The 18,461-nt window shown below is 34.6% G+C and carries 14 protein-coding genes; 5 read left to right on the forward strand and 9 right to left on the reverse strand.

Annotated features, from left to right (window positions below; genetic code table 11):
• The first annotated feature begins 196 nt into the window (after positions 1-196).
• On the forward strand, positions 197-973 hold the full coding sequence (locus BXU01_RS07310; RefSeq protein WP_055093890.1) for a DeoR/GlpR family DNA-binding transcription regulator: 777 nt from the start codon (positions 197-199) through the stop codon (positions 971-973).
• Here BXU01_RS07310 and BXU01_RS07315 read toward each other — a convergent pair.
• From BXU01_RS07315 to BXU01_RS07350, 8 genes are all read right to left on the reverse strand, one after another.
• Positions 970-2,040: a dipeptidase gene (locus tag BXU01_RS07315; RefSeq protein ID WP_083692567.1), complete on the reverse strand. Its 1,071-nt coding sequence runs from the start codon at positions 2,038-2,040 to the stop codon at positions 970-972. The genes BXU01_RS07310 and BXU01_RS07315 overlap by 4 nt on opposite strands.
• 130 nt (positions 2,041-2,170) lie before the next feature.
• On the reverse strand, positions 2,171-3,286 hold the full coding sequence (locus BXU01_RS07320; protein WP_083692568.1) for a D-TA family PLP-dependent enzyme: 1,116 nt from the start codon (positions 3,284-3,286) through the stop codon (positions 2,171-2,173).
• Between the two features lie 4 nt (positions 3,287-3,290).
• The gene (locus tag BXU01_RS07325; RefSeq protein ID WP_083692569.1) at positions 3,291-3,938 is read right to left on the reverse strand and encodes a bifunctional 4-hydroxy-2-oxoglutarate aldolase/2-dehydro-3-deoxy-phosphogluconate aldolase; all 648 of its coding nucleotides are present in this window, start codon (positions 3,936-3,938) and stop codon (positions 3,291-3,293) included.
• Positions 3,939-3,947: 9 nt separating this feature from the next.
• Complete coding sequence (locus BXU01_RS07330) at positions 3,948-4,976, reverse strand: sugar kinase (RefSeq protein WP_083692570.1); 1,029 nt, start codon at positions 4,974-4,976, stop codon at positions 3,948-3,950.
• Positions 4,977-5,129: 153 nt separating this feature from the next.
• Entirely contained in the window at positions 5,130-5,597 is a 468-nt protein-coding gene (locus tag BXU01_RS07335; RefSeq protein WP_055093883.1) for a RidA family protein, read from the reverse strand.
• A 4-nt stretch (positions 5,598-5,601) separates the two neighbouring features.
• Positions 5,602-6,921, reverse strand: a complete 1,320-nt coding sequence (locus BXU01_RS07340) for a GntP family permease (protein WP_083692571.1) — start codon at positions 6,919-6,921, stop codon at positions 5,602-5,604.
• 197 nt (positions 6,922-7,118) lie between these two features.
• On the reverse strand, positions 7,119-8,648 hold the full coding sequence (locus BXU01_RS07345; protein ID WP_083692572.1) for a SusD/RagB family nutrient-binding outer membrane lipoprotein: 1,530 nt from the start codon (positions 8,646-8,648) through the stop codon (positions 7,119-7,121).
• Positions 8,649-8,682: 34 nt separating this feature from the next.
• Positions 8,683-11,838, reverse strand: coding sequence for a SusC/RagA family TonB-linked outer membrane protein (locus BXU01_RS07350; RefSeq protein WP_083692718.1), 3,156 nt, complete (start codon positions 11,836-11,838; stop codon positions 8,683-8,685).
• Positions 11,839-12,070: 232 nt separating this feature from the next.
• On the opposite strand from BXU01_RS07350, the gene BXU01_RS07355 reads away from it, so the two are divergent.
• Entirely contained in the window at positions 12,071-12,838 is a 768-nt protein-coding gene (locus BXU01_RS07355) for an amidohydrolase (protein WP_083692573.1), read from the forward strand.
• Here the strand turns inward: BXU01_RS07355 and BXU01_RS07360 are convergent.
• Positions 12,835-14,523: an Ig-like domain-containing protein gene (locus BXU01_RS07360; protein WP_083692574.1), complete on the reverse strand. Its 1,689-nt coding sequence runs from the start codon at positions 14,521-14,523 to the stop codon at positions 12,835-12,837. The two genes, BXU01_RS07355 and BXU01_RS07360, sit on opposite strands and share 4 nt — an antisense overlap.
• Positions 14,524-14,695: 172 nt before the next feature.
• Here BXU01_RS07360 and BXU01_RS07365 point away from each other — a divergent pair, with 172 nt between their 5' ends.
• The 3 genes from BXU01_RS07365 to mce are packed head-to-tail and all read left to right on the forward strand — an operon-like array spanning position 14,696 to position 18,453.
• Positions 14,696-15,700 (forward strand): hypothetical protein, encoded by a 1,005-nt coding sequence (locus tag BXU01_RS07365; RefSeq protein WP_083692575.1) that lies wholly within the window; start codon positions 14,696-14,698, stop codon positions 15,698-15,700.
• Complete coding sequence (locus BXU01_RS07370; RefSeq protein WP_083692576.1) at positions 15,660-18,032, forward strand: hypothetical protein; 2,373 nt, start codon at positions 15,660-15,662, stop codon at positions 18,030-18,032. Before BXU01_RS07365 ends, BXU01_RS07370 begins: the two co-directional genes overlap by 41 nt.
• Positions 18,033-18,048: 16 nt before the next feature.
• Positions 18,049-18,453, forward strand: coding sequence for a methylmalonyl-CoA epimerase (mce, locus tag BXU01_RS07375; protein ID WP_083692577.1), 405 nt, complete (start codon positions 18,049-18,051; stop codon positions 18,451-18,453).
• Positions 18,454-18,461: the final 8 nt, after the last annotated feature.

Raw genomic sequence — 18,461 nt, forward strand, 5'->3', positions numbered from 1 at the left:
TAAGCTGGAATTTATTTTTTGGCAGTAAACAAATTTAGAATTTGTAATTGCTGTTTTGCAAAAAAAATGCAAATGGTTTTATGTATAAATGACTTTAAAATAGATGAATTAACTTTTTTATTACGTACTGTTATAATTTGTTTCGCAATATTATTGCATTTATTGATTACATTTGCCTTAACAAAAACGAATTTGCATGAACAATGATAATGAAGTGGTAAATTACACTAAGGAAGAACGTAAAAATCTTATTTTAAAAGAGATAAATTTGCATACCCGTGTAAGTTTTGAAACGCTTTCGGCAAAATTATTTGTTTCAGAAGATACTGTAAGGCGTGATATAAACGAACTTGAATCAGAATCTTTATTGATTAAAGTAAAAGGTGGTGCCATGACAAAAGCCTATCATCATTCTTCATCAAATCAAACTTATGCAGGCGAATCCAAACAAATCATTGCGCAAAAAACCTTAGGTTTACTTCATGACGGAATGGTGTTGTTAATTGGCGGAGGAACTACAATTCGCGAATTCATCCGTTTAATCCCTGATGATTTAAATCTTACTATTTTTACTGTTACCGTCTTATCTGCGGTGGAACTTCTGGATAAACCCAATGTTAAAATTATAATGATTGGCGGAAGCATTTCATCTTACAGCCAAATGTGTGTGAGTGGCGATGTCTATAATCAATTGGCTAATATTAAAGTTGATTTATTAATATTAGGAACCAATGCCTTAGATATCGAAGGTGGTTTCTCAGATTCTGATTGGGAAACTGTTCAGGTAAAAAAAGCGATGATTCAGGCTTCTGAAAAAACAGCGATTTTGACTATTTCTGAAAAACTCGACACGGTTTTAAAAATGAAAATTGCCAACTTATCCGAGGTTGATTATGTGGTTACAGAAGTTGATCCAACCGACGAAAAATTACAGTCGTATAAGAAGGCAGTTCCAAGTTTAGTCTTTATTTAATCCCAATTTTTCATTAAAAAATTGATCCAGTTTTGGTGAAAGATTTTATCTAAATCTTCATCAGAATATCCGTTGCTTTTAAAGATCAAAACTAATTTTTGTAAATCGGCAATGGTATCCAAATCATACGGACCTTGTTCTGTACCAAAAGCACCATCCAAATCTGAACCCACACCAATATGATTGGCATTTCCGGCCAATTGACAAATGTGATCCATGTGTTTGAAAACAGTTTCAAGATTACAATTTGTACCTTTTGGTGTCGAAACGCCTCTTTCCCAATTCGGGACCAACATCCAGGCATCTAAAGCACCGCCAATAACGGCTCCGCGAGAAATTAAAGCTTTGATCATTTCATCACTATATTGACGATTGTGATCAACAAGACTTCTGCAATTGTTATGACTTGCCCAAACTGGTCCGTGATAATGATCTAAAGCTTGCCAAAAAGCATCGTCGCATAAATGTGTTGCATCGAGAATGATGTTCAAACGCTCCATTTCTTTTAATAAATCAAGACCGTTTTGGTTCATTTTTCCGGTTGCATCCGTTCCGTTTGCGTAACGTCCAGGTCCGTAATGCGCAGGACCAATGGCGCGCAATCCGTAATTGTATGCTTTTTCTAAATACGAAACATCAATAATAGAATCAGCACCTTCTAAACTTAAAATATAACCAATAGGTTTTTTGTCGTTAGGCGTTCCGTCATTCCATAAATCAATTTGTTTTAGTAATGATTTTTTATCGGTAATTGCTGTGATTTCTCCGGCTTCTTCCATGGCTTTGTACCATGCAAGCTGACCTTGAGTTTGTGCCCAGGCTTGTTCAGGAGAATTCCAACCCGGAATAATACTGTCCGGTTTTACAAAACGTGCGATTTGAGTAGCGACAACAATACCAATATTGCCGCGTCGTAAATCCGGAAACGAAACCGTTGCGCGCTCGCGATCTGGTTTGTCTGTCATTCCTTTTTCGAGATGACGCAAAGTTGGTACGTTATTTCTTAAATCTCGATTCCATTCCATTGCATTCATGCTCAGGTCTAAATGGGCGTCTATTATAAACATATTATTTTTTTTAAGGCACAAAGGTTCAAAGGCTCAGAGGTTTTCCAGACAAGTGTTATTATGAGGTCTATTCTCTTTCTTCTTCGCTCTATTTTCTATTCTTTTTTTCTTTATTCTACTTTTTCTGCTGCTAGATATTAATTTTTCTGCTGCGGGCAACAACCAGCCATTGATCACAAATTTCATGTTCCGAATTCACGACCTGAACTGAATCGTAAAGTGCACAAGTTGGACAAACATGATAAGGTTGGGCATAAATGGTATCGCCAATTGCATACTCGTTTTTTCCTCTGTTTTCTATAATTAAATGTTCTTCTGAATGTGCCGTTGGGATTAGATTATCATCATTAAGAATAACTAATCTTTTATCAATTGGGTTTTCAGAAGCTACGGCTTTGTATCCAATGTCAATACAAAAAGTAGAACTTGTTGGTTTTGAAATTATGGTTCCAACAATTACCAAAGCCGGTTCAAAATGTTGTTCCGGTAAATGAATCTGGTAATTAGAATCCCAAAAAACAAAAGTTCCGGGACTGCATTCTACGTTTTTCTGAGTAGCATAAAACGGAAATGTATTTGATCCGCCGGCGACGATTTTTAATTCGTAACCCAGTTTTTTATTAATCGCCTGAATTTCTTCGTTTATACTAAAAAACAAATTGGAAGCGGTATCAAATCGATGTTCTAAATCTCCTTTTAAATGACCGTCGTAAATATGAATTCCTGCAAAATGAATGTTTTTTAATAGAACAATTTCATCAATTAAAGCTTTCCAGTTTTTAGAAATTGAAATTCCGGTTCTGTTCATTCCAGTATTTAAATCCAGATAAACGGTGAGTTTTAGATTGTTTTTTGCGGCACTTTCATTTAAAGCTTTCGCCGAATCTAAATTGTCAACAATAGTTGAAAAAGCAATATCTGGATATTTCTGAATCAATGAAATCCATCTGTCTTTTTTAGCGCCAACAGGTTGATAGGCGAGAAGCACATCTGGAATTTCATGTATTGCAGCCAATTCTGCTTCGGCAATTGTCGCGCATTTTATTTTATTGATGTTGTAGGTTTTAAACAAATCCAGAATTTCACCTATTTTATGCGTCTTGATGTGTGGTCTTAATTTTTGGGTTTCGCCTTTTACTGCTTCAATCAAGCGCTCAATATTCGACTGAATACGATCTTCGTAAACGGCTAAAAATGGCGTATCAATGCGGAGTTCGGAATTAATTTTCCACCAATTGTTTTGCATAACTTTAGTTTCTGGTTTTTTCTACAACTTCAATTAAATCTTGAAATGCCTTTAGTGATTGCTCATAATTTAAGTTCAAAAGCATTTCTTTCGAAAATAAATTAGAACCAATTCCCACGCAAACTACTCCGGATTTGAACCATGATTTTAAATTGCTTTCTTCTAGCGTTACGCCTCCGGTTGGCATTATTTTCAAATTCGGAAAAGGTGCTCTAATTGCTTTTACATATCCTGGGCCGCCAATTTTATCGGCAGGAAAAAGTTTTACAATCTCGGCTCCTAATTTATTGGCTTGCAATATTTCGTTTAATGTTGCAGCTCCGGGAATCCAATAGATATTATTTTTGAAGCAATAATTTCCAATTTCCAGATCTGTATGTGGGCAAACGATACAATCAGCTCCAAGAAGATGAAAAGTTTCGGCATCATCAACGCTTAAAATTGATCCAACGGCTATTTTTACATCTAAATTATTTGCTTTTTTAAAGGCTATCATTTGGCTAAAAACTTCTTTAGCATCATCTGCACGAGCAGCAAACTCGATAATTTTAATGCCAGCATCAGCCGCTGATTGCAATACTATTTGGGCTGTTTCAATGTTGATTTGGGTGACTAACGGAAGTACACCTTGCGTTTTTAATATGCTGTACATTTTCTTATTTTATCTATTAATTCTATTACTTGAGCCATTTTTGATGAAATGACTTATTTCGTTTTCATTTGTGATGGCAAAATCTCCGTGAATACTTTGTTTGATTACGCCGCAAGCTGTTGCCCATTCGATGGATTCTTGTCCGGAAAATTTATTCGATAATCCATATAATAATCCTGCGTTGAAAGCATCTCCGGAACCAATTTGATCTGTTACAACGTGTATTTTGTGTTCTTGGGTTTGATAAAAATTATCTTCATGAATCAATAATCCTTTGTATAAATGTGCTGGTCCATCTGATTTTCTAAAACTCATCGCTAATGTTTTTAGGAAAGGCATTTTTACTTTTAATAATTCGAATGTTTTCTGAAAGCGATTTTCATCCGATTCATTTTTATCGGTTTTGATTCCGAAATAAATTTCAATTGCGTCTAAATCTGCAACGGTAATTGTGCTGTATTGAAGCAAATCGGGCATAATTTCAGAAGGATGTTTTCCGTATTGCCACAATTTTGATCGGTAATTAAAGTCGGAAGAAATAGGTAAACCTTTTTTATGTGCGACAAGAATTGCTTCTTTGCAAGCTAAACCTGCTTCGTTTGAAACTCCCGGACTAATTCCTGACCAGTGAAAATGCGTAACATCGGCTAAAGCCAAATCCCAATCAATTTGATCTTTTTGGATGGTTGCAAATGAAGAATTGCTTCGGTCGTAAATAACTTGTGATTGCCTGATTTGATTTCCGGCTTCGACAAAATACAATCCCAAACGTTCTCCGCCATAAACACATTTTGAGGTATTTACTTTGTATTTCTGAAGTTCGTTTAAGGCAAGTTGCGCTAAATCATTTTCGGGTAATCGTGTAATATAATCGGTTTGAATCCCGAGTTGAGAAAGTAAAACACAAACATTTGCTTCGGCACCGCCAACATGAACTTTTATTTCATTGGCTTGCGTAAATCTGTTTCCATCAGCAACATTCATCCGAAGTAATAATTCTCCAAAAGTTGCAATTCTAGTTTGTGGTGTTGTATTCATATTTTTTGTTTTTTGCCACTGATTAAAATGATTTTTATGATTTTTTTCGCCACGAATTCACGAATTTTTACAAATCAGTATGTGAAAAATAATTCGTGAATTCGTGGCTGAAAAATATTTAATCCGTCAAACACGTGGGCTAAATTCTTTAATCTAAAATAATTCGAAAACGGCTTCAACTTCAACAGGAATATTGTCTGGTAAAGAACCCATCCCTACGGCGCTTCTTACTCCAATTCCGTTTTCTTGTCCCCAAACTTCTGCAAACAATTCGCTACAACCGTTTATTACGTACGGATGTCTCAAGAATTCGCCATTACAATTGACCATTCCTAAAACTTTTATAACACGTTTTACTTTATTCAGGCTTCCAAAATTGGTTACAATTGTAGAAAGCATTGTTAATCCGACTTGTCTTGCTGCTAATTTTCCTTCTTCGATATCCATATCATCACCAATTCGGCCAATGATCAGGGATTTGTCGTCATTAACAGGTCCATGACCTGAAAGGTATAAATATTTACCATCAACTAAATAAGGTTTATAAATACCAAGTGGCTGCGGCGCCGGAGGTAATGATAAGCCTAATGTTTCAAATTTTTCTTGTGGTAATAAATTCATGATATTAATGTATTATAGAGTTTAAAATAAAAACGAAAATGATTCCTAAAACAGATACTAGAGATTCCATGACGGTCCATGATTTGAATGTATCTTTCAGGCTGATATTAAAATATTCTTTGAACATCCAAAAACTTGGATCGTTTACGTGTGAGCACATTAAGCTTCCGGCTCCAACAGATAGAACTAACAGATTGGGATCGAGGCCGGTAGTTTGTAACAAAGGTAGTAAAACGCTGGCAGTCATTAATCCGGCTGCTGTAGCAGAACCCACACAAACGCGTATGATTGCCGCCATCATCCAGGCCAATAAATACGGATGAATGTTTGTTTGTGTTAATGATGCTACAATAGTTTCGTTTACACCGCTTACAATCATAACTTCTTTTAATCCGCCGGCTCCACCAACAATTAAAACAATTAAAGCGACATCTTTTATTGCAACGGCATAATCATCCATTACTGATGTGATGCTTCTGTTCATTCTGATTCCTAACGTATAGGTACAAATCAATAAAGAAATCAGCATAATCATACTTGGTTCTCCAACCGTTTTGCAGATATTAACCAGAGTTTCATTTTTAGAAATCATAGGTAATATCGAAGTCAGTGTTAATCCGAAAACCGGAAATAGGGCGGAGAATAAACTAAGAGAAAAACTAGGTTGTTTCCCTTCATTAACTACTTCTTCTACGTTTAGAATTTCATGATCTGATTCGGTTTTGATGTTTTTTAATAAATTCGAAAACAACAATCCCGCAATAAAAATAGTTGGAATCGCAATGATGATTCCGTAGACTAAAACGAGTCCGATATCAGCATTTAAAATACTGCTTAAAGCCATTGGAGACGGATGTGGGGGCAAAAAACCATGTGCTACTGAAAGCGACGCCAGCATTGGAATACCGAGATATACCTTTGAAAGTTTAAATTGATGAGCTACTGAGAAGATTAATGGAACTAACAAAACAAATCCAACACTATAAAACAGCGGTATCCCAACAATAAATCCGGTAATCATTAAGCCAAGACGAACATATTTTTTACCCGTCCATCCCATAACTGTTTTGGCAATAACATTGGCGGCGCCTGATGAAACGGTGAGTTTACCAATACAGGTTCCGAAAACAATAATCAAAGTGATAGATCCTAACATTTCGCCTAAACCTTTTTGTACGGTTTGAGACAAAGTTTCTATTGGCAATCCTAAAAATAGACCTGCTAACAGAGCTGTTATGATAAAGGAAATAAACGGATTGATTTTAAGCCAAGCTATCTGAATGATTAAAAATGCAATGCATGCCGTAAGAATTAATATGCTCATTTATCTTTTGTATTAAGAGTTTTAATTTGTGTCGTTAGACACTTAATATTGGTAAAAACACAAGTCACAATTCTGGCGTGCCGTAGGTACGCAATAGTTGTCATTTTGTTGCGTACCTACGGCACGCTAACGAATTTGAAACTTTATAACTACCAATATAAAGTGCCTAAAGGCACATTTTTAACTCTTGATTCGTATTATTTATCCCACCACATTCTTGTTGTAAAACTGTCTTCTCCCTGATGTTTAACCGCTTCTGCTAAGTTAGCTGAATTCACTGAATATTCGCTGGTTGAGTATTTCAAACGTCTTGGGATTGTGCCGTTTGTAACATTTCCTGGAAAGTTTACAGGGATTAAAACAGGATAACCGGTTCTTCTCCAGTTGGCATAAATTTCTTGTTCGTCTACAAATAAGGCAACATAAACCTGGGTATGAATTTGGTTCATTTTCGCTTCAAAAGATCCTGCTGCGTTGTACGGATTAAGTGTTAAATAAGCAGTGGCATCTGTAATGGCATAACCTGCGCCGTAGATTCCCATGTTTAAAAAAGAAGCTTTAACTGCTTTTTCGTATAAATCTTTGTCGGTTTCATTGGTATACCATCCTCTTGCTGCAGCTTCGGCTAAATATAGATTTGTTTCGGCATTGCTTAAGAGAACGAGTGGTGCATCATATTTAAAAACAGTACTTTGGTTTGGTTCAGAGTAAGTGCCTTGTTCTGCTGCTGCCGGTGCTATTTTAGTTCCGTTAGGAAAACCTTTTTGCACTGCAAGCGTTGTATTTTGCACTGTTCCCTGCCAAACACCTGAGTAAACACTAATTCTTGGATCAGCAGTAGATTTTAATAAATCGATAAATGTTTTGGCTAGTTTTCCGCCTTCCACATTTTTTTGTCCAAATGATCCTGCAGTGAAATCCTGTTTTCTGGCATCAAAACCAACCGGATTTCTGTTGAAATCATTTGGTCCATCTGTATATTTCATGATGGCATTGTCGCTTCCGTTAAGGATTACTCCGCCGGCAATAGCTTTGGTTACCCAAGTTTTTGATAATGCGGCATCTACTTTACTTAATCTTAATCCCAAGCGAAGCATTAAGGAATAAGAGAATTTTTTCCATTTCGCGACATCTCCGTCATAAATAAAATCGGCTTTGCCAAAACTTGCTTTCGCGGGATCTAATGCTGTTGCAGCTTCATCAAGTTCTTTTAATAAATCTTTATAAATGAATTCCTGTGTATCATATTTAGGAAGGAAAACTTGCGAACTGGTTGCTTTTGCGGCATCTGAGTACGGAATATCTCCGTATAAATCTGTAATTCTGTGATATAAATAGGCTTTCCAGATTCGGGCAATATTAAGTCTGTTACTATCTGCAGGATTTGCTTTTAAAGCATTAATTACAATTTCGGTTTCATTTAATGCCGTTGGATATAACTGATTGAAATAAGCTGAAAAATAAACTTCATTACTCAAATATTTGTCTCCAACTCCGGATGCTTCTTTGTAAGTCGCATAATGTTGAATCATACCGCCACATTCGAGAATATTGGTAAAAAAATAATTATTATTTAAACCGTCCAGTTGCGCTTTACTGAAAATGTAATTTGGATTTGGTTTTTCTACCACATTTGGGTTGGTATTTATTTCTTCAAAATCCTTGGTACAGCCTGTCATACTTGCTAAAAGTATGCCTGTTATATATAAAATGGATATCTTTTTCATGTCTTTTAATTTAAAAATTAGGAATTAAGTGAGTTTAAAATTTTACATTTAAACTTAAACCGAAACTTCTGGTTTTTGGCACTCCAAATTGTTCTACACCCTGAGCATTTCCTGCACTAAATACAGATTCCGGATCTACGTTTGGTGTTTTCTTGTAAAGAATGAATAAGTTTCTTGCCACGAATGAAATCGAAGCTCCCTGAAGTTTAGACAATCCTTTGATGCTTTGAATTGGCAAATCATACCCCAGGATTACTTGTCTTAATTTTATGAAACTTGCATCGTAAACAAAAGTTGAGGATATGTTTCTTAGACCATCATAATATGTTCTTAGGTTTTCAGGCGCAATAACCATATCAACAGGATTTCCGTTTGTGTCAACACCTTTTATTGGTAATCCGTTTTCACGACCTTCAAGCGTTAATTTTGTTAATCCCATGCGGGTTCCGTATAAATCAGTTCCTGAATATAGGCTTCCTCCAAATTTACCGTCTATCAAAAAGCTGAATGATACTGATTTGTATTTAAATTCATTGCTAATTCCGGCTGCCCAGGGATGAACTCCCTGACCTAACTCCTGAAGCGGTCCTTGTGCTATAGTTGCAGATCCGCCGCTTACATTATAAACAGTGTTTCCGTTAGCATCTACGCGTGGTTTATATCCTTTTATAATACTATATGGTCGGCCAACGTCGCTGGTTATAGTTACATATCCGTTTACAGATGTTGCCATTGTAATTGAGTTTAGCTGATCTGTAAGCGCTTCAACTGTGTTTTCGTTATAAGATCCGTTGAAACTTGCATCCCAGGAGAAATTTTCAGAATTGATAATCTTTCCACTCAATAAAACTTCAACTCCTTTGTTTCTCATTTTTCCAAGATTCAGTAAAGCAGAGCTTGATCCTGACGCGTTTGAAATTGTAGTTTCTACAATATCATTTGTTGTGGCGCGGTTGTAGTAAGCAAAATCAAGATTTAAGCGGTTGCGAAAAAACCCTAAGTCAGTTCCAATTTCAAAAGTTGTAGACGTCAACGGACTCAAAGTTGGGTTTGAAACTCTTGTACTTGTAGGCCCTTGTAATTGCTGGCCATTATGTCCGCCCTGAATCATAGAATACGATTGGTTCAATGCATAAGGATCTGGTGTTGCACCACCAACTTGTGCCCATGAACTTCTAATTTTTGTAAACGAAACCCAATCCGGCATTGTTATAATATCTGATAAAATGATACTGGTTCCTATCGAAGGATAAAATACCGTATTGTTTTCTTTCGAAAGTGTCGAGAACCAATCCTGACGTCCTGTAATGTTTAAAAATACAATGTTTTTATAGTCAAAATCTGCAGCTCCGTAAACTGAATTTGTTTTAGTTTTTCCGTAAGGATAACTATAAGTAAGAGTAGATAAATTACTTAAGGCATAAAAATCATCTAATACAAAATTTGATCCTTCGACTCTGGTTTCGTCTCTTAAATTGGTTCGGGAGTTCACTCCAATTAAAGCATTTAGAGAGAAATTATCATAAATGTTTTTCTTGGTATAATTAAGAATTGCCTCAGAATTCAGGTTAGATATTTTCATTCTCGAACCTTGTGCGTATCCAACTGGATTGTTTAAAGTAGTTTTTGGAATGTATCCAAAGAATTCATAATCTGTAAAATCCTGACCAATTCTACCCTGAAGAAATAATTCAGGCGTAAAGTTTAATTTTACATTCAACATCCCAATAAAGCGATTTTTAGTATCGTTGTTTTTAATTTTATTGACAACAAAATACGGGTTCGTGGCTACCGCAACAGGATTCCACGCTTCTTCTACACCATTTGCATCATAACCCGGGGCAAGATTTCTGATGTCAACTGTGTTTGCGATCATGTAAGTTCCCCAGTTTGGATTAGCTTCAGCATCAGAAACGGTAACTCTGTTGTTTGATTTTTCTAAATTATATTGCGCTACAACATCAAACTTCAACCAGTTTGTTAAGTTTACATTACTGGCAATGTTGATACTTTTTCGATTAAAATCTGAATTTGGTACTACACCTTTGTTTTCCATGTTCGAAAAAGAAAGACGTCCGGTTGCTTTTTCAGTTCCTCCTGATAAAGCCAGGGAATTGATAAAAGTAGTTCCTGTATTGTAGAAATTTTTAATGTTGTTTTTTTGAGCCACATATGGTCTTGATACACCATCAAACTGTACAACATCAGTTCCGTCAATTTTTGCTCCCCACGACCAGCGTCCGTCTGCAATGGCTTCAGCCTGAGTTGTTGGTTTCTTTCCGTTTGCTCCTGAACCGTATTCGTACTGCCAATCTGGTATGATCGATGGCGTTTCAAATGTAAATGAAGTATTATAATCAACCCCAATCCCTTTTTGTGCGGCACCTCTTTTGGTCTGAATCAAAATAACACCATTTGCAGCATTTGCGCCATATAATGCAGCAGCAGTTCCACCTTTTAAAACGGTGATGGTTTTAATATCATCAGCATTTATAACAGAAGTTCCGTCACCTCGGTCGACATTTATTCTGGTAGATCCGGGACCGTTGCCAATTCCCGGTAAGTTTAGCTGTGTGTTATCAATTGGCAAGTCATTCACTACATACATTGGCTGGTTATTTCCGTTTAGCGAACCGTTACCTCTTATTACTACTCTGCTCGAACCGTTTGGGCCGGTTGCAGTGCTGCTTACGTTTACACCGGCAATTTTACCAACTAAAGCGTTGGCAATATTGGTTTCTTTTGCTTTTGTAAATTCTGTTCCTTTTAGTTCAGTTACAGCATAAGCAACGGATTTACTGCTTTTTTTAACTCCTAATGCTGTTACTAAAACCTGATCTAAAACATTTTCGGCAGGTTTTAAGCTTATAGTTAAGTCTTGCGTTTTATCTAATTTAAATTCTAAAGTTCCATAACCCATGTAAGTAATGATGATTTGGGTTTCGTTCTCCGGAACATTTAGTTTGAATTTTCCGGTTTCATCAGTTATGGTCGCTATTTTAGTATTGCCTTTTGCATAAATAGTTGCGCCGGCAATTGGCATTCCGTCGTCCTGACCAATTACTTGGCCTGAAATTTCAATCTGACTGCTTTTTTGTTCAAAAAGGTGCTTTTTTATTGCAGCCTCTTTTGCATTTGCTGAGAAGATCATCCCCCCAATAAATACTAATGAAATTAGCTTTGTTTTCATAATTGTGTGGTTTTCATGTTTTTTTGGTTTTTGTTGGCGATCAAATATATATAAATATTTTTCACGTTTGCATATTTTTTGCACAAAATGCATATTTTTTGCAATATTTTTTATTGAAGTATTTTTAATATCCAAAAGATCTCCCACTTTAAGAGATGTTTTGAGAAATTTTTGCAGATAACGTTTTTAATGCAAAAAATAATTTTAATCTTAAAATTCGTATTTTTGAACTATGAAAATTGCACTTATACAATCAGATCTTTACTGGGAAGACGCTTCTAAAAACAGAAAAACCTTTGAATCGAAAATAAATCAGATCGATTCAGAAGCTGATTTAGTGGTACTTCCGGAAATGTTTTCAACAGGATTTACCATGAATGCTGAGCAGGTTGCTGAAAGTATGCAGGGTGAAACGGTGTTATGGTTACAAGCTTTGGCAAAACAAAAAAACTTCGCCATTACGGGAAGTTTGGTTATTGTTGAAAATGGAAAATATTATAACAGAATGGTATTCGTTTTTCCGTCAGGAGAAATTCAGTATTATAACAAGCGTCACTTATTTACGCTTGCCGGAGAAGATAAATTCTATGCAAACGGAAATGAAAAAGTAATCGTAGAATATCTCGACTGGAAGATTTGTTTACAGGTTTGCTACGACTTAAGGTTTCCGGTTTTTGCCAGAAATGTCGAGAACTATGACTTGCTGTTATACGTTGCAAATTGGCCAAAAGTACGAACCAATGCCTGGGATACTCTGCTAAAAGCAAGAGCAATCGAGAATTTAAGTTATGTAATTGGTGTAAACAGAGTAGGATTAGATGCTAATAATTACGAACATATTGGACATTCGCAAGTAATTGATTTTTTAGGCAATTTTATTCTGGAACCTCAGGAAACCGAAGCTGTTTTTGTAGTTGATCTGGACAAAAAAGCAATGTTGGAAACACGTGAAAAACTAGATTTCCTGAGTGATAAGGATGTTTTCGAAATTAAAATCTAAAACGCTTTTCGTTTCTTTGCATCTTCTTTTTTCTTTTTATCCAGTAGTTTTTTCTCAACCTCAGGATTAAAAGGAACACTTAAGTCAATTGACTGATCTACATCCCAATTTGTTCTTACGTCAACATCACCCTGATAATAGAAGACTTCTTCAGCATATGTTTTGTTTAAGAAACTTCCGGTATCATACATCTTGTTTTTATTATCATCATAGATAATTCGAACTGCGAAAATTTCTGGTACAAGTAAATTGAATTCAAGTTTGGTTTTGCCTTCAGAATAATCAGTGGCATATACCACATCTCCCTTTTTATTGGTGATTTCAACGATTATAGGAAATCGTTTTACGTTTTGTAAATTCAACACCAGATTACCATAATCAGAGTATTCTTTTGTCGTTAATTTATAATGTAGTGTGTCATTTGTCTTTTCATAAAAATCAGTCAAAGCACCCGGAAAAAAGGTGAAGTTATATTTTTGTACCGGTTCTTTCTTGAAATCGAAATATAATTTTTGATCATATTCATCATATTCCGTAGTAAAATCTACAGCAACAGAATCTTTATTTACGAGCCTAATTTTTGACTTATCAAATTTAACAAGCGGAGTTGCGGATTCCAGTGTAAAACGTTCCCTGAAATTTAGGGTTCCGCTTTGTACTGCAGTTATATTTAAGGTGTCTTTTTTCTGGTCTTTAACTTTAAAAGTAAACTTTTTATCATACTTATCTCTGCTGATTTCCATAGATAATGAATCTGCTTTTATTGGTTTGTACCAAACTTGCAGGGAATCTTTTTTAGGAAAAGCAGTTACAATTGTTTCCACAACTTCATTATTGTGTTTCAGGACAATTTTAGGTTTCGAATTTTTAAAGTTTTGTTTTCCTTCGTAAGGCAAAAATACTCGGTTTCCGGATGCCTGAATAGGTTTGAAAACTTTTAGAGGAAGCGTTTCCTTAAATAATTCCAATTCAAATACCGTGTCATTTGGTACTGTGATATAATGTTTAAGGAATCCAATTTTATCATCTTTTGGATTGTATCTGTTATTGCTTCCTTTGTCTTTCAGGGCAACGAGTAAATATTTTCCGGCTTTTAGATTTTCTAATTTAAAAGTTCTCAAACTGTCCAGTGTATTTGTGATATATCTTGGACTTTGTTTGTAGATTACAGAATCCTTAAAAGTATCGTTTACTTCATAAAGCATTACAGATACAAAATTGTCCACATTTTTTTCATAAGCGTCCCTAATTTGTCCGCTAATAGATAACGAATCGATATAAGATCCAGTAGAAAAAATATACTTAAATTGATTGATCGCATTTCCTTCGTTATTATCTGCGATACTTTGACCAAAGTTGAAACTGTAAGTAGTATTAGGCTGTAAAGTATCTTTTATTTTTATGGTAATAACCTTGCTTGCATTTGTAGGCAAGATCAATGGTTCATGTTTCATTGGAGGTGAAATAATAAGCTGCTTGTTTAGGTTTTTAAGCTTAACATATTCATCAAATCCTAAAATGATTTCATCTCCTTCAAAATTAGTACTGAAGTTTTTAGGTGAACTGTATCTTAAAACCGGGGCAAGAGTATCTTTTAATCCGCCGGTAATACTGCCTCGTTTGGCGCAGCTGAACATTAAAAATACCAGTAAAAAGGAAATATATCTGAAGTTGTTTTTCAACATAACAATTTTAAATTTGATTGCACAAAATAACGATTATATTTGCTTTAATTGAAATTTTTTATCCATTTATTAGGATTTAAGGCTTTTGTTTCCTTGCTATTTTTTTTGAATTTGAAATCATCGGCAGGATATAATTTCTTACTTTTGATTTTAAATATAATTTCCCCCCGTTTTGATAAAAAGATTTTACGTTGGTTTGCTGGTTTTTTTACTGATTTCTTGTGGTAAAAATGAAAAGCCAATTGTAGCTTTTTATTACTGGAAAACCATCTTTAAATTATCTGAAACTGAGAAAGAAGTATTGCAGGATAATGAAGTAAGTAAACTTTATATTCGGTATTTTGATATTGGTTTGCATCCACAAACAAAAGATCCAATTCCTGTAAGTCCTGTTCGTTTTCTGGAAAGCACTGATAAATTTGATATTGTTCCGGTAGTTTTTATTCAAAACAAAGTCATGTTGCAATCTCATCCTGATATTGACGATTTAGCTCAGAAAACAATTCATTTAATTGAAGAAATTAATACTAAGAACAAAATTGTTTGTCAGGAAATTCAAATCGATTGCGACTGGACCTTGAAAAGTAAAGACAATTATCTTAAATTTATAGAACGGTTTAAAAAGCTGTCACATAAAAAGCTTTCGGCTACAATTCGATTGCATCAGGTTAAATATTTCAGGAAAACAAAAATTCCAAATGTCGATTCAGGCGTTCTCATGTATTATAATATAGGTACAATTGCACCAGATTCCCTGAATTCTATTTACAGCAAAAAAATTGCCCAAAGATATCTTCAAAGTTTAAAGAAATATCCTTTGCATCTTGATTTTGCTTTGCCAATATATTCCTGGGCAGTTCATATCAGGAATCAAAAAGTGATTGGTTTACGCTCAAAACTAAATAGTAGTGAGTTGAGTAAAGATGCTAATTTTGAGAAAATGGGTACCATATATTTTAAGGTAAAACAATCTAACTATAAAAACGGAGTTTTTTATGAGAAGAACGATCTGTTGAAAACAGAGTCAATTTCATCAGAAGACCTAAAAGAAATGGCCCATGATTTAGACGATAATTTAGCTCAGGCCCCAAAAGAAATTATATTTTACGATTTAGACGAATTCAATATTAAAAACCATGAAAAGAATATTTTTAAACAAGTTATTTCTTGTTTCTAGTGCTGCTTTACTTTCTGTTTACGGAATAATTTATGCTTGCGGAGGAGGTGATGACTGGGACTTTTTTGGGTATAATTCTAATTTTACGCCAGAAACATTTACAGATAAGTCATATTCGCCACTTTTTTTATCCGGTTCTATTTTCTACGGAATTGGTTTTGATACCCAACATAATTCCAGATTTAATGAAGATATAAAATCAGACTGGGAAAATTATTTAAAAGGGAAAGTAGATACGGCAACCGTAAATTATTTTTTAATTGGTGATGAAACCCCAATGTATTCTTCTGAGAAAAAAACAGCTCAGAACAAAACCGATATTACGCAGCTTCATGTTTTTTTTAAAAATAAAAAAGAAAATCAAACTTCGTTAAAATGGGGTAAAAAGATTAATCTCAAAGATGCTAAAGTAAAAAGCTTTATTGAGTTTTTATATTTGGCACAAAAAATAGAAACTGTATCTATTAATACGGATTATTGGAGTTATGATCCTGTTGTGGCTAAAACTTTTGATGATTTGAAAATGATTCAGTCCATCGAAAATGTTTACAACACAACTTCAGATTCATTCCTGAAAAACAGATATTGGTTTCTTACTGCAAAAGCGTATTTCTATAGCAGTAATAAGAAAAAAACAATTGAATTTTTTAATAAAACAGAAGCTTCTGTAGCTAAAAACACATTATATTACCGTGCACTTTCTTATGTGGCGGGAATCAACTATCAACAAAAAAAATATGCTGCATCTAATTATCTTTATGCACAAGTATTTGATAAATGTCCTGAACTCAGGATTGTAACGGCGTATAGTTTTCATCCTCAAAATGATGCCGATTGGAATAAGTCTTTGGCAATGGCCAAAAACAATAAAGAAAAAGCAGCTCTTTGGGCAGTTCATGGGTATTATAAAGACGAAACTCAGGCAATAGGAAAAATTTATGAATTAGATCCTAAAAGTGAACACCTGAACTATTTACTGACCAGATTGGTGAATAACCAGGAGCAGAGTTTGAACAATTCGTTTGAGGCAAGAACAAACCCTGATGATTATAGTTCGCCTGCGGTTAAACAATCAGTTGCTGAAAACAGAGAAGCAAATAAAGTCAAGATCAATACTAAAGCATTTGATTTAGTGGCTAAAATTGCTGCTGCCGGAAATACAGAGAAACCTTATTTATGGGATATTTCATTAGGATATTTGCAAACTCTAAAAGGAGATTATGCCGCCGCAGATACCAATTTGAATAAAGCAGAGAAAACAATGCCTAAAACGGAATTAGCAAATTATCAGTTGAGGTTGTTGCGCTTTGTAAATAATATGAGTAAAATAGATAAGCTTACGGATAAAAACGAAAAAACAATCCTGGCAGACTTGAATTGGCTATATCAGGAACTTCCTAAAACATATAAAGGCGACGAATTTCGTTATCAAAATGCAGCACAGTGGAGCAAGAATTATTTAGCTGCTTTATACAGAGCGAAATCAAATCCTGTAATGGTAGAATTGTTTGGCGGGGATTCTCATTCTAATTCCTATTATTGGGGCGGAGGAAATGCTTTTTATGATAACGAAAAGAATTTGTTAGACATGAAATCATTTTTGGTTAAGCCAAATAAAACGGAGATCGAAAAAATTGGCGCCGGAATTTATAATTTAAAATTAAAAGATATTAATAGTTTTCAGGCGGTTCAGGCAACTTTTAAAAATAAGATACCGGAAGCAATTGCTTTTATTCAGCAAACAGATTCAGTTCAATATTACACTTTTCTGGGCAATCCGTTTAACGGGAATATAAAAGATTGCCATGATTGTGATCACGAGGCATATCAAAAAAAGAAATACACGCAGATTGATTTCTTAAATACGATAAAATCAATGCAGGATAAACTGGCGCAGAAAGAAGATGTTTATACGAATAGTTTGTTGTTGGGAAATGCATTTTATAATATCACCCATTTTGGTAACGGAAGGACTTTTTATGAAGTTAGTATCGTAGGTTATGGTTCAAGTCCATATTCGTTCAGAGATTCGATGAAAAAAATGATTACCAATTGTGATGTTCCCAAAATGTATTATCAAAAAGCACTTGATGCAGCAACAACAAAAGAGCAAAAAGCAAAATGTATTTATATGTTAGCAAAATGCGAGCGTAACGAATATTATAATAATAAGTATAATAGTGTGAAGAATTGGTGGGATGCAAATGATGATAAAATTAATTTTATTGCCTGGAATAGTTTTAAAACTTTAAAAAAGGACTATTCAGATACTAAATACTATCAGGATGTTATTGCAGAATGTGGATATTTTAATACTTATATTAATCAATAAACGATAATTGAATGTTATGGTAAATAAAATAGAACATATAGGGATCGCGGTTAAAAATATGGATGATGCAAATGTATTGTTCGAAAAATTATTAGGAGTTTCGTGCTATAAAATGGAATCTGTAGAAAGCGAAGGAGTGCTGACTTCTTTTTTTAAGACAGGAGTAAATAAAATTGAACTTTTGACGGCAACGAATCCGGAAAGTCCAATTGCAAAGTTTTTAGAAAAAAAAGGAGAAGGGATTCATCATATCGCTTTTGATGTGGAAGATATTCATGCCGAAATTGCCCGACTTAAAAATGAAGGTTTCGTGTTGATAAATGAAGTTCCAAAGAAGGGTGCCGATAATAAATTGGTGGTTTTTTTGCATCCAAAAAACACAAATGGCGTTTTAGTCGAGCTTTGCCAGGAAATTAGATAAAAAAAAGT

Source organism: [Flexibacter] sp. ATCC 35103, assembly GCF_001975985.1.
Taxonomy (GTDB): Bacteria; Bacteroidota; Bacteroidia; order Flavobacteriales; family Flavobacteriaceae; genus Flavobacterium.